Source organism: Paraburkholderia sp. SECH4 (assembly GCF_030511745.1).
Classification (GTDB): domain Bacteria; phylum Pseudomonadota; class Gammaproteobacteria; order Burkholderiales; family Burkholderiaceae; genus Paraburkholderia; species Paraburkholderia madseniana.
The window spans coordinates 26,732-40,619 of record NZ_JALOCP010000040.1 but is presented as its reverse complement, the minus strand read 5'-3'; the positions used below and the strand labels follow the sequence as shown (position 1 = coordinate 40,619).

At 60.2% G+C, this 13,888-nt stretch carries 13 protein-coding genes; 6 read left to right on the top strand and 7 right to left on the bottom strand.

Annotated elements, in window-relative coordinates; translation table 11 throughout:
* Window positions 1–4 precede the first annotated feature (4 nt).
* Window positions 5–949 carry an SMP-30/gluconolactonase/LRE family protein gene (locus tag M0D67_RS34695; RefSeq protein ID WP_266241473.1) on the bottom strand — a complete coding sequence of 315 codons (945 nt, stop codon included), beginning with the start codon at window positions 947–949 and terminating at the stop codon, window positions 5–7.
* 107 nt (window positions 950–1,056) lie between these two features.
* Window positions 1,057–1,998 carry a dihydrodipicolinate synthase family protein gene (locus M0D67_RS34690; RefSeq protein ID WP_266241471.1) on the bottom strand — a complete coding sequence of 314 codons (942 nt, stop codon included), beginning with the start codon at window positions 1,996–1,998 and terminating at the stop codon, window positions 1,057–1,059.
* Window positions 1,999–2,570: 572 nt separating this feature from the next.
* Here M0D67_RS34690 and M0D67_RS34685 point away from each other — a divergent pair.
* Entirely contained in the window at window positions 2,571–3,275 is a 705-nt protein-coding gene (locus M0D67_RS34685; RefSeq protein WP_154559220.1) for a LuxR family transcriptional regulator, read from the top strand.
* Here the strand turns inward: M0D67_RS34685 and M0D67_RS34680 are convergent.
* Complete coding sequence (locus M0D67_RS34680) at window positions 3,259–3,576, bottom strand: XRE family transcriptional regulator (RefSeq protein ID WP_154559127.1); 318 nt, start codon at window positions 3,574–3,576, stop codon at window positions 3,259–3,261. The genes M0D67_RS34685 and M0D67_RS34680 overlap by 17 nt on opposite strands.
* 154 nt (window positions 3,577–3,730) lie before the next feature.
* On the opposite strand from M0D67_RS34680, the gene M0D67_RS34675 reads away from it, so the two are divergent.
* A complete protein-coding gene (locus M0D67_RS34675; RefSeq protein WP_093637295.1) occupies window positions 3,731–4,324 on the top strand; it encodes an acyl-homoserine-lactone synthase in 594 nt (197 codons plus the stop codon).
* Between the two features lie 181 nt (window positions 4,325–4,505).
* On the opposite strand, the gene M0D67_RS34670 is transcribed toward M0D67_RS34675, so the two are convergent.
* Window positions 4,506–5,195 carry a FadR/GntR family transcriptional regulator gene (locus tag M0D67_RS34670; protein ID WP_054040669.1) on the bottom strand — a complete coding sequence of 230 codons (690 nt, stop codon included), beginning with the start codon at window positions 5,193–5,195 and terminating at the stop codon, window positions 4,506–4,508.
* A gap of 290 nt (window positions 5,196–5,485) precedes the next feature.
* Here M0D67_RS34670 and M0D67_RS34665 point away from each other — a divergent pair, with 290 nt between their 5' ends.
* The 4 genes from M0D67_RS34665 (at window position 5,486) to M0D67_RS34650 (ending at window position 10,239) form a co-directional block, all read left to right on the top strand.
* Window positions 5,486–5,953: a universal stress protein gene (locus M0D67_RS34665; RefSeq protein WP_154559128.1), complete on the top strand. Its 468-nt coding sequence runs from the start codon at window positions 5,486–5,488 to the stop codon at window positions 5,951–5,953.
* 381 nt (window positions 5,954–6,334) lie between these two features.
* Window positions 6,335–6,991, top strand: coding sequence for a helix-turn-helix domain-containing protein (locus tag M0D67_RS34660; RefSeq protein ID WP_266241468.1), 657 nt, complete (start codon window positions 6,335–6,337; stop codon window positions 6,989–6,991).
* Window positions 6,992–7,122: 131 nt separating this feature from the next.
* Window positions 7,123–8,451 (top strand): SUMF1/EgtB/PvdO family nonheme iron enzyme, encoded by a 1,329-nt coding sequence (locus M0D67_RS34655; RefSeq protein WP_266241466.1) that lies wholly within the window; start codon window positions 7,123–7,125, stop codon window positions 8,449–8,451.
* Window positions 8,452–9,069: 618 nt separating this feature from the next.
* Window positions 9,070–10,239 carry a porin gene (locus tag M0D67_RS34650; protein ID WP_266241464.1) on the top strand — a complete coding sequence of 390 codons (1,170 nt, stop codon included), beginning with the start codon at window positions 9,070–9,072 and terminating at the stop codon, window positions 10,237–10,239.
* A gap of 135 nt (window positions 10,240–10,374) precedes the next feature.
* Here M0D67_RS34650 and M0D67_RS34645 read toward each other — a convergent pair whose 3' ends face one another.
* The 3 genes from M0D67_RS34645 to M0D67_RS34635 form a co-directional block, all read right to left on the bottom strand.
* Window positions 10,375–10,734, bottom strand: coding sequence for a DUF4148 domain-containing protein (locus M0D67_RS34645; protein ID WP_266241532.1), 360 nt, complete (start codon window positions 10,732–10,734; stop codon window positions 10,375–10,377).
* A gap of 1,337 nt (window positions 10,735–12,071) precedes the next feature.
* Window positions 12,072–12,320: a hypothetical protein gene (locus M0D67_RS34640; RefSeq protein ID WP_171925974.1), complete on the bottom strand. Its 249-nt coding sequence runs from the start codon at window positions 12,318–12,320 to the stop codon at window positions 12,072–12,074.
* Between the two features lie 478 nt (window positions 12,321–12,798).
* Complete coding sequence (locus tag M0D67_RS34635) at window positions 12,799–13,302, bottom strand: nuclear transport factor 2 family protein (protein WP_266241462.1); 504 nt, start codon at window positions 13,300–13,302, stop codon at window positions 12,799–12,801.
* Between the last annotated feature and the right edge of the window lie 586 nt (window positions 13,303–13,888).

The following is a 13,888-nucleotide window of genomic DNA, read 5'->3' as shown; positions in this document are numbered from 1 at the left end:
GCGCTCACCCGCCCTGGACGCCCTGCGTATTCACATACACCGAATACAAGCCGTGGCTCGCCGCCATGAACAACCGGTTGCGATGGCGTCCGCCGAAGCACACATTCGCGCAGCGCTCCGGTAACGCGATATGGCCGATCGGCTCGCCTTGCGGCGTGAAGACGCGCACGCCGTCGAGTTCGTCGGTGCCCATGCCCCAGCCGCACCAGAGATTGCCGTGTGTGTCGACGCGAAAGCCGTCCGGCGTGCCCGGCCCGGCGTCGATCAGTACGCGGTTGTTCGACAGTACTGCCCGCTCGCCGCTGGCGTCGACATCAAACGCGCGAATCTTGCGCGGCACGCCACGCGATTCGACGATGTACAGCACAGACTCGTCCGGCGAAAACGCGAGGCCATTCGGACCCAGCACGTCGTCGGCGACCATGGTCACCTCGCCCGATTGGCCGTCGATGCGGTAAACACACGCGGGCAGTTCCGACTCCTGCCGCTCGCCCTCATAAAAGCTGTCGATGCCGAAGGTCGGATCGCTAAACCAGATCGAACCGTCCGACTTCACGATCACGTCATTCGGCGAGTTGAAACGCTTGCCGAGGTAACGGTCGGCGAGCACGGTAATCGAACCGTCGTACTCGGTCCGCGTGACGCGCCGCGTCAGGTGCTCGCAGGTCACGAGGCGGCCCTGGCGGTCGCGCGTGTGGCCGTTCGCATTGTTCGACGACTGGCGAAACGTGGTCACCGCGCCGCTAGTTTCATCCCAGCGCAGGATACGGTCATTGGGGATGTCGCTCCACAGCAGATAACGGCCGTCGCCGAACCAGACCGGCCCTTCCGACCAGCGCGCGCCCTGATACAGACACTCGGCGGAAGCAGACGCCAGGATCAGCGACGTGAAGCGCGGATCGAGAACGCGAATGGAGGGATCGGGATAGCGTCGGCTGGTGTCGATCATGCGTAGGCTTTGAACGATGGAAGTTGAGGGGAAAAGCGAGTCGACGCGCGTTGTGTCCTGCACGCCGGCGCGCCGCGCACGCACCTGTAATCGGGGCCGCTGCGAGGTCAATGCGACGCCGGCTTCTGCGCGAACTGACGCTCCAACGCGAGCAGGACCTGCGCCGCATGATCGATCTTCGCATGATGTTCGGGCGGCGTCGAACTGAGTAGCGGCAGGATCGGCCCCATGTCGGCAATCTTCGAGAACGTGACCGCATCGTGCAGCACGCGGATCAGCGAGATTTCGTCACGCAGGGTTTCGAGTGGCAGGAACGCGTCATAGAGACGCTGCGCTGTGCCGGTATCACCGGTTCTGACGGCTTGCAGCAGGGCCATGACCATGCGCGGCGCAATGCATCCCGAACCCGTTGTCCATGCGGCCAGACCGAACTCGCGCAGATGGACGAGCGCAGGCCGCTCGCCCATGCCCGACACCACCTTGGCCACAGGCACGGCTTGCACAAGTCGGCGCAGATACGGATCTTCCGCAGGATTGTCGCGGACGATCGCGTATTTGACGGCCAGCAGCGTGCCGCGCTCGATCAATCGCGCGAGCGTGTCGAGCTCCACGTAGTTTTCGCTCTTGATGTACAGGGTGAGCGGCATGCCCACCGCGTCGGCGACGCGCGTGAGCCCCGCCTCCACGCCTTCGGACGTCGTAAAACCGCTCAGCGGCAACACCATCGCCGTACGGTAGCGGGTTTGCGCAAGGATACGGGCCTGATCGACCATTTTCCCGTAGTCGGGACCGATTGACGGGATTACGCGCGTGCCTGCACCCGCTGCGTCGGCCAGTAGATCCAGCAAGTCCCGATACTCGCTGACGGCCACGTGATAGAGGTTCGCATTGCCGCCGTACAGCAAGGTGCGCACGCCGCCAGCCTCGATGTGGCGGATCAGCGCGCGATTTTCGGCGGCGTCCAGCGTGTAGTCGGCGCGGCGTGCAAGCGGTGGCACAGCTATCACCGACGCGACGAACTCACTGTCGAGAATCGGGGATTCGTTCATGACGCCTCAAACGCACGGGGACTGGGCGTTCAAGTTAGCACCGGGTTCGCAATGTTGTCAAACAACCTGAGTAAGATGTCATCGCGCCATCTTGAGTCGAAGTCGATGCGAAGAAGCCAAAGCCGGCAAAGTCCGGTACGTCGCTTTCGTATGACAATAGACGGCGACAGGCGGGTGTTAGAGAATGGCAAAGGGCCAGGTGGAAATCGTCAATTGGGTAATTAGCGTGGTTTTGTCCGGAATTTCGACACGCACGGTCATTCAAAGTGGTTTGACAATAATGTTGCAAATCAAATGCATCAAAAAGGCCACTACGAGAAAATTACCCACTTTATCGACCCGTGAATGTTAATCAGGTCGAAGAAATCCGATATAAGGAGTAATTCGTTCGCCTGGTTGCAGAACTAGCGCCGGTGGCGTTTCTTTAGAAATCACCCTTGGCTTGCGAAATAATTTTTAGTGATAGATTGTGAAGATAAAAACAGCCGGACGGATCGCCGTACCGCAATTAACCGCAACGGGACGTTTGCGAGTCTGAGAGAACCAAATTGTCGCTACATTTTATCGAGGAAATGGCGCCGCTACTGAACGCCGCAGATGAAGCGGAATGGTTCGGCGCGATCGCGGGCCTGGCCGACACATGGGGCTTCGACAGGCTTTTGATTGCCATGCTGCCGCGCCCGACCATTCGCCTTGAAGACGCCTATGTGCGGAGCACCTACGCACCGGCCTGGCGGCGCACCTACGACGAGCAGGGGCTCGTCCATATCGACCCGACTGTCTCGCATTGCGCGACACGCGCCGCGCCGCTGATCTGGTCGCCGGACATTTTTACGACCGCACCGCAGCAGTCGATGTATGAGGAAGCCCGCGCGCACGGCCTGCGCTCAGGTGTGACGTTGCCGATTCATGGGCCGAACCAGGAAGCCGGCATGATGTGCTTCGTCAATGACAGCAATCCGACCGACGCGTTCTGGCGTCACATCAACGTCGCGTTGCCGAATCTGGTGTTATTGCGCGATCTGGTGATCGATACCAGTCAGCGCCATTTGAATACGCACACTCAGACTTTATTGCCCAAGCTGACGCCGCGCGAACGCGAATGTCTGAAATGGACCGCGCGCGGCAAATCCACCTGGGAAATCTCCCATATCCTGAGCTGCTCGGAAGCCGTTGTGAACTTCCACATGAAGAACATCAGGACGAAATTCGGTGTGAATTCGCGGCGCGCGGCGGCCGTGATCGCCACGCAGTTGGGGCTTATTGACCCGGGTTGAGCAAGGCGACGGCGTCGCGGCTGTACAGCACCCGCTCAGCCCGTCCCAGATCGGCGTCGGAAACGGTTTTGGTGAAGTAGAGGCCCAGCAGGATCGACACCGGCGCCGGAATTTCGGCACCCGATTCGAACCGGCTGCCACGCGACTGCGTCACGCCAAAGCGTGCCCAGAAGCGGCGCTGGCTCTCCTTCTTCTTCTTGCGGTAGGCAATGATCAGAACACGATCCACCGCCGATGACGGCTCTGCCGGGCGGGTTTGGACCGAAGGTTGCGCTTGCCAGTGGTTTTCGAGAAGTTCCATTTTTGTGTCCCGTCGGTTGAGGGCTGAGGCTTATCTCGAATTCTGCGTTATCCGATAAGCATGCACACCTATCCAGGTAGGTAGGTGGCGGAAAGATTCAAAATGCATAAGTTTTCTTGCGTATTGGGTACCCCAACACGTTCAGGAGAACGTCATGCAAACAGCAATCCGGATTGGAATGCGGCAGGAATTCGACAACGCGGACATCAACGAGATGTACCGCCTGCGGGCCCGGGTGTTTCACGGGCGGCTCGGGTGGGATATCCCGACCATCGCGGGCATGGAAATCGACGGCTACGACGCGCTCGGGCCGCACTACATGCTGATTCAGGGCGACGATCGGCACGTACGGGGCTGCTGGCGCCTGATGCCGACGGAAGGGCCGAACATGCTGAAGGACACCTTCCCGCAATTGCTCCACGGCGCGGATGCACCGGTCGGGCGGCATATCTGGGAACTGAGCCGGTTTGCGATCGAAACCAGCGGCGAGGAACAGTCGTTCGGCTTTGCCGACCTGACGATGCAGGCGATTCACGAACTCGTGACGTTCGCCGACCGGATGGGCATCACCCGCTATGTCACGGTGACCACCACGCCGATCGAACGGCTCCTGCGCAAGACCGGGATCGACATCAGCCGGCTCGGGTCACCCCTGCAGATCGGCGTGGAACGGGCCGTGGCGCTGGATATCGCGGTCAGTCCGAAGACCCGCACCGCCCTGTTCGGGCCGATGGCTGCCGCCGCCTGACGGCAGGGCACCACTGGGGCCGCGGTTGCGGTGACCCGTTTGCGGGCAGTCCGGATGCAATGGGCTAGTTGCAGTGGACTGGTCACGGCGGGCTGGTCGCGGTTGCCCGGCTAAAGCAGACCGGCAGCCTGGTTACCTGGTTACCTGGTATTTGCGCCCCGCGGCGGAGACACGCGGGATATCAGGAACCGAACATCCGCTCGAGCGCATTCTCGAGATGCGCGCGCATCGCCTTCCCCGCTGCAGGGCCGTCCTTACGGCGGATCGCCTCGAGCACGGCCATATGTTCGGCCTGCACGAGCCGCTGCCGCTCCACCGTTTTCACGAGCGAAAGATTGCGCGACAGATTCATGCTGAACAGAATCTGTTCTTCGATGAACGACATGACCGTGATGAAAAACGGGTTCTTCGAGGCGCGCGCCACCGCCAGGTGGAACATGAAATCGTCCTGCGCGCCGATGCCCCGGGTTTCGATGATGCGTTCCAGTTGGTCCCACGCATGCTGGATCGCGGCGATGTCGTCCGCATCGGCCTTGAGCGCGGCCTGTTCGGCCGCGCCCGCTTCGGTCACGATGCGAAATTCATAACAGCGGCGGATGTCGGACAGCGTTTCGAGCGGCGCGAACCGCCGCACATCCGGGTCCGGCCGCCGCGCGACCGTGGTGCCCGAACCGTGCCGCGTCATGATGATCCCGTCCGCGCGTAAGCGCGCCAAAGCCTCGCGTACAGTGGGCCGCGACGTCGCAAAGCGTTCGGCTAGCGCATGCTCGGTAGGCAGCCGCTCGCCTTCCTTGTACTCGCCTTCAAGAATGCGATTGAGGATGTCGCCGTAGATCTTGTCGGGCAAGCCCGTCGTTTTGCGCTCGTTCATCAGCGGTGCTGAAGCAGCTTGTCTGAGTAGGTCCTGATTGTAAGGCAAACCTGACCCTATCTTGATTTAACATAGGCACCCCGGCTTGACAGGAATGCCGCAAACGCCTGCTGCACGGTGTTTGCCGGGTGACGCGCCGCTATCGCAAAATTTGACAAGTGTTTGATTTACATCCTGACAGGATGCACCTTTTTCAGCGATCATTTACGCTGGTATCGGAGATAAATCGTCAATGAGCCCGGCCGTGCGCAATGGCCGCGGCATCCCAATCCTTCAGACGCGGAGTCGATATGTACACACGCATCCTCGTAGCGGTCGACGGCAGCCACACCTCGCGCCGCGCATTCGAAGCAGCGCTCGCGCTGGCGAAATCCACCGGCGCTGTCATGCAGCCGCTCTACGTCGTCGAAAACACCCCGATGTATTTCGAAGCGCCCGGTTATGACCCGTCCATTCTGCGCAACCGCCTCGTCGAAGAGGGCAAGGAACTCTGCGCGGAATTCGCCCAGGCCATGGCAGCGAAAGGCGTCAAGGGGGAGCTCATCGTGGGCGAAGCCTCCTCGCTCGACGACGTTTCGGTGGTCGTGCTAAAAGCCGCCGCCGACTTCAACGCCGATCTGCTGGTGATGGGCACGCATGGCCGGCGCGGTTTTCAGCGCCTGATTCTCGGCAGCGTCGCAGAGCGCTGTGTGCGTCAGGCGACCTTGCCGGTACTGCTGATCCCCTCCGCGGCCGGCAAAGTCAGTGAAGACGCCTGAACGTGTGGTGACACACATTGCAAAGCGTGTGCTTGCCGTATCAGGCGGCACGCGCAGCGCTATATCTCCAGAATCAGAGCAGAGCATGCTCGCCACGATACATAGCAGTCCATAACCACAAGCAGCAATGCGAGCGTGACATCGCTCAAGATGCCTAACCGCGCGAACGCGTCATTTTGTCGCTAAACGGGGGGCATGGGCGGTGGGACAATCAGTTGTTACTCTGACAAATGGTTGCAGAACATGCCTACTCCTACCGCTGTGACTCGCTCCGCCGGCGCTGCCGATTCCATTCCGATCCCGTCGCCGGCGCGTGGCGGCCGTCGTGCCGCGCCGGTGAGGGCAACTGCGCGCACCGCCGCTCGTTGTTCGAGTTGTTCGATGCGGGCGCTCTGCATGCCGCAAGGCTTGTCGGCCAAAGAACTAACGAAACTCGAAGCGCTCATTTGCAGCGCGCGCTCCGTGCAGCGCGGCGAAGCGCTGTACCGCAGCGGCGACCGCTTCGACAATATTTACGCCGTGCGTTCCGGCTCCATGAAAACCGTCATGGCCCACCGTGACGGCCGCGAACAGGTCACAGGGTTGCGCCTTGCCGGCGAAGCGCTCGGCCTCGACGGTATCAGCGAAGACGTACATGCATGCAGCGCCGTCGCGCTTGAAGACAGCACCGTGTGTATCGTTCCCTACCCCGCCCTCAAATCCCTGTGCCGTGAAATCAGTTCGATGCAGGACCGCCTGCACAAACTGCTGGGCGAACAGATCGTCCGCGAAGCCGGGCAGATGATGGTGCTCGGCTCCCTTTCGGCGGACGAACGCGTGGCGGCATTTCTGCTCGACGTGTCGGAGCGCAACGCGCAACGCGGCTATTCATCGGCGGAATTCAATTTGCGCATGACGCGCGAGGACATGGGCAGCTACCTCGGCATGACGCTCGAAACCGTGAGCCGCACCCTGTCAAGATTTCAAAAGCGCGGCCTGATCGACACACAAGGCAAACACATCCGGATCGTCGATCTGGAGGGCCTGCAGAAGGTGTAAGCCGTACGCGCAGGACCTGGCCCGCGCCGCCACGTCCCCGGCTATCCGTTTTTTAGCGCGCATTCGTCTTGGCATGGCTCCTGCGAGCGGGTACAGTCTTTAGTCCGTCCCCCGCAAGGAGACCTGGCGAAATGAATCGCGACCCCGCCCCGCATCACCCGCTCGTCCAGCGTCTAATCGACGCGCGTCAGATTACCGACGCATTGTTTTCTATCGTCAAACCCGAATTTCTGTACGAACGGCCGATCCGTGAGCGCCACCGGATCGTGTTTTACGTCGGCCATCTGGAAGCTTTCGATCGTAATCTTTTCGATCAGCGCCTCTGCGATCTGCCGGCATTCGATCCTCACCTCGACCAACTCTTCGCTTTCGGCATCGATCCTGTCGACGGCGGCTTTCCGACCGATCAACCCAGCGACTGGCCCTCGCTCGACGCCGTGCGTGCCTACGGGTTGCGCGCCCGCGAGCAGATCGACCGCGAACTCGACGCGCTGAGCGACTCCGCACGCGTCGGTCGCAAGGGCGCCCATGCTGACGCGTCCGAGCAGTTGCTGAACGTCGCGATCGAGCATCGGCTGATGCATGCCGAAACGCTCGCGTACATGCTGCATCAGTTGCCGCTTGCGCAGAAGGTCACCGGGTTGCGGGAACCGGTGCTCACGCGTCCTGAGCCGCGGCCGGCGTTGTCGTCGATGGTCAGCGTGCCGGCTGGCGCAACGGTGCTCGGCATGTCGCGCGAAAGTGGCCATTTCGGCTGGGACAACGAGTTCGGCGAAAAGCGCGTCGACGTGCCGGCGTTCGAGATCGACCGTCATATGGTGACGAACGGCGCGTTTCGGGCGTTTATCGAAGCGGGCGGCTATCGCGAACCGAAGTGGTGGACGGAAAAGGATTGGGCCTGGAAAGAAGCCGAACATATCGAGCATCCCGCCTGCTGGTCGCAGCAAACCGGGAGCGATCAGAACAGCGCATGGATGCTGCGCACGATGTTCGACGAAGTGCCGTTACCGCTCGACTGGCCCGCGTACGTGAGCCACGCCGAAGCCAGCGCCTACGCGCGCTGGGCCGGCAAGACGCTCCCCAGCGAAGCGCAATGGCAACGCGCCACACATGGCGCACCGCACGCCGCATCGGGAAATTTCGATTTTCGTAGCTGGGACCCGCAGCCGGTCGACGCATATCCGGACAACGTCAGCGCGTTCGGCGTGGAAGGTCAATTCGGCAATGGCTGGGAGTGGACCTCAACGGTGTTCGACGCACTGCCGGGTTTTGAAGCGTTTCCGTTTTATCCGGGCTACTCCGCCAACTTTTTCGACGGGCAGCACTACGTGATCAAAGGCGGTTCGGCACGCACCGCGCAATGCATGTTGCGGCCGGCTTTCCGGAACTGGTTTCAACCGCATTACCAATATGTGTACGCGGGCTTTCGGTGTGTGAAGGCGTTGACGAATAAAGCATAAGCTGATACCCAAAATCACCTGTCACCTTAATCCAAAAAAGATCATCTATCGGTTAACTTCACAACCAGAATCAGCTATCGCTTTAAATTTGGCCGCGAACGTTACGCGGTCAAACCGTCGGCCGCCGTCGTACCCAATTGAAAAGACGCTGCTCGGGATTCCCCTGACGGGGACCATAACCCAGAGCCCTTAAGCGCTTCCCTGGTACGCCGCAAGGGCTCGCTTTCTTCAGACGGTTGCTGAGCGCCCAGGCAGCAATGCTTGGGCGGAACGCTATCTTCTGGGCATCGGCTGTGAGCAAACCGCCCAGTTCGGCGAACGCTTCCGACAAAAAAATCCGGCCGAAGCCGCGTTAAGCGTGGGCATCGGCTGTCTACGGATACGGCAAACGGCAAACGGCAAGCATGCTTTCTGCTTTCGCGGGACGGAATTCGGCCGAATTTCAGGCTATTTCGGACATATTCCTTGATAAGGTCAACTCTGTTTTTCATTAATTGAAAGGATAGTTAATTGTCAGGTGTCGCATATCGGACACGATCTGTATTTCAACTTTTTACATTATTGTTTTACGCGATTAGTCTCTCTGCATGAGGATTGACGTCCAACGCAGGAGATGAGATGAAACGCACCACCTTTTCGATAATTTCGCTGGCCGCGCTCACGTCCGCCGGCGCCGCGCATGCGCAAAGCAGCGTGACCTTGTACGGCACGATCGACACGTCGCTGACCTACGTGCACAACGCACAGGGCGACAAGAATCTCTGGGCTCTCGGTAACAGTAGTGCAGGCAATCTGTCGGGTACACGTTGGGGCCTCAAGGGAACGGAAGATCTTGGCGCCGGCCTGAAGGCCATCTTCCAGCTCGAAAACGGTTTCGATCCGAGCACCGGCAAACTGGGGCAAGGCAGCCGGCTATTCGGGCGGCAGGCCTACGTCGGTTTGACGAGCGATTCGCTGGGTTCCGTGACGCTCGGCCGCCAGTACGATCCGCTGATCGATCTCGTACAGGGCATCACCGAGGACAACTATTTCGGCAGCGCATTCGCAACCGCGGGCGACGTCGACAATTACGACAACAGCTTCCGCGTGAACAACGCGGTCAAGTACACGTCGCCGGTCTGGTCGGGTCTGCAGTTTGAAGCGATGTACTCGTTCGGCGGCATTGCGGGCAGCACCGGCTCGGAGCAATCGTATTCGGCGGCCGCCGCCTATAACAATGGCCCGATCGCCCTCGCCGCCGGTTACTTCTATGCAGCGAACAGTCCAGCGTCGGCGGGCCCACGCAGTCCGACAGCGGGTTGGAACAGCACGTCGGACGGTACGTTCGATGGCCCGATCAACAGTGGATACCAGACCGCACACTCGCTCGGGATTGCCCGCGTCGCAGGCCAATATACGCTTGGGCAGTTCACGCTCGGGGCCGCCTACAGCAACTCGCAGTACCGCCGCGACAGCGCTTCGGTGTTCGCTTCGAACGAGAAGTACAACACGGGTCAGGGATTCGTGAACTATCAAGCCACCAAGGCCCTTCTGGTCGGCCTGGGCTACAGCTATACAAAATCGAGTGGCGATACCTCCGCGACGTATCACCAGGTCTCGCTCGGCGCTGACTATTCCCTTTCGAAGCGCACCGATGTGTATGTGACCGCCGCCTATCAGCATGCGAGCGGCGAAACCGGCAATGGCACAGGCGGCACAACGGCGGCGCAAGCCTCGATCGGCTCGTACGGATACGCAGGCACCAGCAGGCAGGAAATGGTCAACCTCGGCCTGCGTCACAAGTTCTAGAAGACCTGTTGCATGTGCCGGGCATGCAACGAAACGGGCCAGTTCTGGGAATGGGGGCGCGCAGCGGTGCTGCGCGCTCAGAGGACGATGCTCGGCGACCGGATGGGGCGCCAGCGGCTCGTCCCACCTGACTGTTTAATGGGTGCCGAAGTAAATCGGCTTCGTGCCATCATGGGCTGCGGGGCGGGCGGCTGCGGGGGCACCGGATGCCGACGAACCGCTGACCACTCCACCCAGTCCACTGGTGTCAGCTACGGGGACCTGTGCGGTCGCATTTTTCGCATTTTGTGCCGCCACGCGAGCCTCTGCGGCCTGGATGTCGGCCGGATAGTCGGTATCGTCGGCATTAGCCGGGTTGTAGCCTGCCTTTTCGAGCTGGACAAGCTCGGCGCGCACTTGCGCACGCGTCACAGGCGCGTTCGATTGCTGGGCGAACGATACGACCGGCGCGGCCAAAGCCGAAGCGAGAACGACGGCGGGAATGAGTGCTTTCATCATGGCGGCTCCAATTCACAGTTTACTTAGTATTCCAAAATACAGTACGGCAAGTTTCCACTTTTGGAACGTCCCGTCGCACGAGTTGCATGGATCTCCTTGATCCTTGTCAACCGTCCGGCGTGTACTGGTTAAACCACGACAAAGTCCGTTTTATTCCCGATTAGCAACTCGAGGCCGCTGAAATCGGGGGTCACTCGTTTTCAGTGCAATAAACGACGGTGCGCAAAGCCCTTAAGGACGCGGAGGCCGGTAGCGACGCACGCCCTCTCGCTGGGAACCAGCACTCGCTATCACCGCGACGATCGGCGGCTACGACCCGTGCGCGGTCGCCGATTGCGGCTCGAACCAATTTGTACTTCAATCCGCTGTCATGCGAAGACGACGGAGTAGTTCCGCCCCAGCTGGCGTTACCCGAAATCTGCCATCGTCGAAAGCCGTAGGTACAATTTCGACGAGCCTCGCTTCTTGAAGAGCGATTGCATCTGGATCACCAGGTGCGACCTGGTTGGGCGCATCGAGCAGTAGAAACAGAATGGCGATCTCATGGTGACTCAGCAGCGATTTCATCATCGACCTCAGGCATACACGAGTACTGGACAGGGAGCGCATCGGCGCGACGAACAACTTGGGTTTCGAATGACTTACATGTTGCGGCGAATCCGACGTGGCGCCCGTCAGAACGCTGTTCATCGACTTTACGGAGCCCGTCTAACTACGTTTATGAAGTTCGGTTTGGCATTAGCGGGCCGCGATCGATACTAATGTGTTCAGGCACTTCGCTTTGCGGAATCATGTCACCGGTATTAAATGGCGGTGGACGTGTGTTTGGCTTGAATACGGAGTCGCCTTTGCGTATCGCTGTGCGGGTGGACCTGCTCTCGAGCATCGCGGTGCTCTCCTGTCTCCAACCACGCGCCGGATCGGCGCATTTCGTTCATGCACCGCGAATTTGCAGGCGGACCGTCTGCTCGATCGCTGGCATGCTCTCCCAGCCTATACCGAAGTCGCTCGAAATTTATTCCAGCTTCGAACTGAAGAAAATGAATGCGAATATCGCCGCTCTGGCGATGGTCCTACGGTTAGATCTACCGCGAGTTGAAGTACCCAGTGATTCTTACCGCCATCACAGTGCCACCAGAAAAACATCGAGGGACGCATGACGAACGACGACCGAACCTGCGGCACTGCGGCGGCAGGACCGCAAACCGAAGCGTTTGAAGGACACGGTCCACGCCTACGCACCGCCCTCACCTGCACGGCACGGGCCGACGCGGGCATGCTCGCCACCGAACGTCGGCGTACCGAGCTTGCTGATGATCGGCACCGCAGCTCCGCTACGCTGCAAGCCGACGACCCGTCAATGCCGGCCGTGCAATCGCAGGCGGAAATACACACCAGCAGCCGTCATCGTGCCGAAAGAAGAAAATCGCATGCGAACCGCTTGGGGCCAAGGCCTCGACGCGCACATAGCGTCTCCTCTCGCAACCAGTACGGCCGAATTGAATTACGCGGAGCCGCGTCGTCGGTGTCGGCGTAAGCCATTTTTCTACCAGGAACCGCAGGGACTTCTCGGCGATGTTCATGTTCGCCTCCTTCCATTTCTGCCGCAGCTCACGACGATCAGCTATCGGTAGCGGAACCCTGCGACCTGCGGATCGTGCTGCGTACACTAAGCTAACCACGCCAGCGTCCGCTTTATTCCCGAGCATCGAACGTGGCGGCATGCCGCGATTTCGAGCGCGCCTGTGCAACTTGCCCGAGTTTTTGCGAGTTTTCTTGATCAGAGCCAAACCGGTCCGGATGCGGCTTCCCGTTGGACGGACAGTCGAATGGCGGGAATAAAGGTGCGTCGTTTCAAGTGCAACAGTGAGATCAAGGGGAACCGAAGTGCGATCAATTGAGCCAATGCGACCAGTTCGTTGATTGGTGTGGCTTTCGGCCACCGAGGGGGTTGCATCTTTAGTTCGATTGACAGCGGTGTTCGGCAGCCTCGACTAAACCGCGGTGCGCTGTCTGGCGCGAGGAGAGGCCCGCGGCAGACAGCGTGTTTCGCCGGATCGACTAGAACATCGTGTTGTCGTTGGCCGACTGCTCGGGCACGGGTTGAATCACATCCCAGTGCTCGGCGACCTTGCCATGCTCGACGCGGAAGATATCCACGATGGCGTTGCCGCGGTCTTGCGGGTTGCTGGTCGAGTGAACATGCAGAAAGACGAGATCGCCGTCGGTCGCACTGCGCACGATGGCCGAACGGGCATCGGGGGCATGCTTGAAGTATTCGGTAAAGAAGCTGATGAACGGCGCGGACCCGGTTGGCACATGCGGATTGTGCTGAATGTAATTCGGTGCGAGCACGGTGCTAGCAGTCCTGAGATCGTGCCTGTTGAACACCGCATCGTAGAAGTTCACGACTAGCGCGCGGTTGCGCTCTTCCTGGGCAATATCGCGAGCGGCCGGATGAACCGGCGCGACGCTATCTTCGGCGCGGGCCACATGGCTTGCGATCAGCACAAAGAAAGCAGCAGTGGCTGCCGCGCGCTGGAGCAAGGAGGTTCTGTTTGGCATGACGGTCCCATTCTTTTCGTTGAAAGCCGGCGGCTGCAAGGACTTTAGCATCCGCAGGTGGCGGCGACGAGACGGATCTTGCCGGCGCATCGGCGCTCCCGCGCCGAATCGCTTGCTGCATTGCAACCGCGTCGCCATACCATCTGCGCCGGCCGCAACCATTAAGGATAGGGAATGTGTGACAACCTCTCCTCTCCAGCCGTCTCGATGCGCACATTCTTAACTACCTTGCTACATCGTGTCGATTCGGAATCCGTTCGATACGTAGAGGGCGCGTTCCTGCACTGACGGTGTCCATCGTTCACGCCGTCAGGCCGCCCCACGCTGCTGCGCCGCAAATATCCCCTTTTTCAGACCAGTTCCTCTTTTACTGTCGCCTCGTCAGCTTTCCGCATTGGCGGCTTGTAGCCAATCGACACCCGGCTACGGTCTCCCGACACCGCGAAGCCCGCAGACATTCTGCGACTTCGCAAGCCTGGCGAGCTCAGGTAGTGGGAATAAATCTCCAATCGGGCAGGTACTCCCTACTGAAGGCGCCCGTTTCTTCCCAGGCGATCCGGCCGCTCAGCTTGCTGATTCGCTTGCG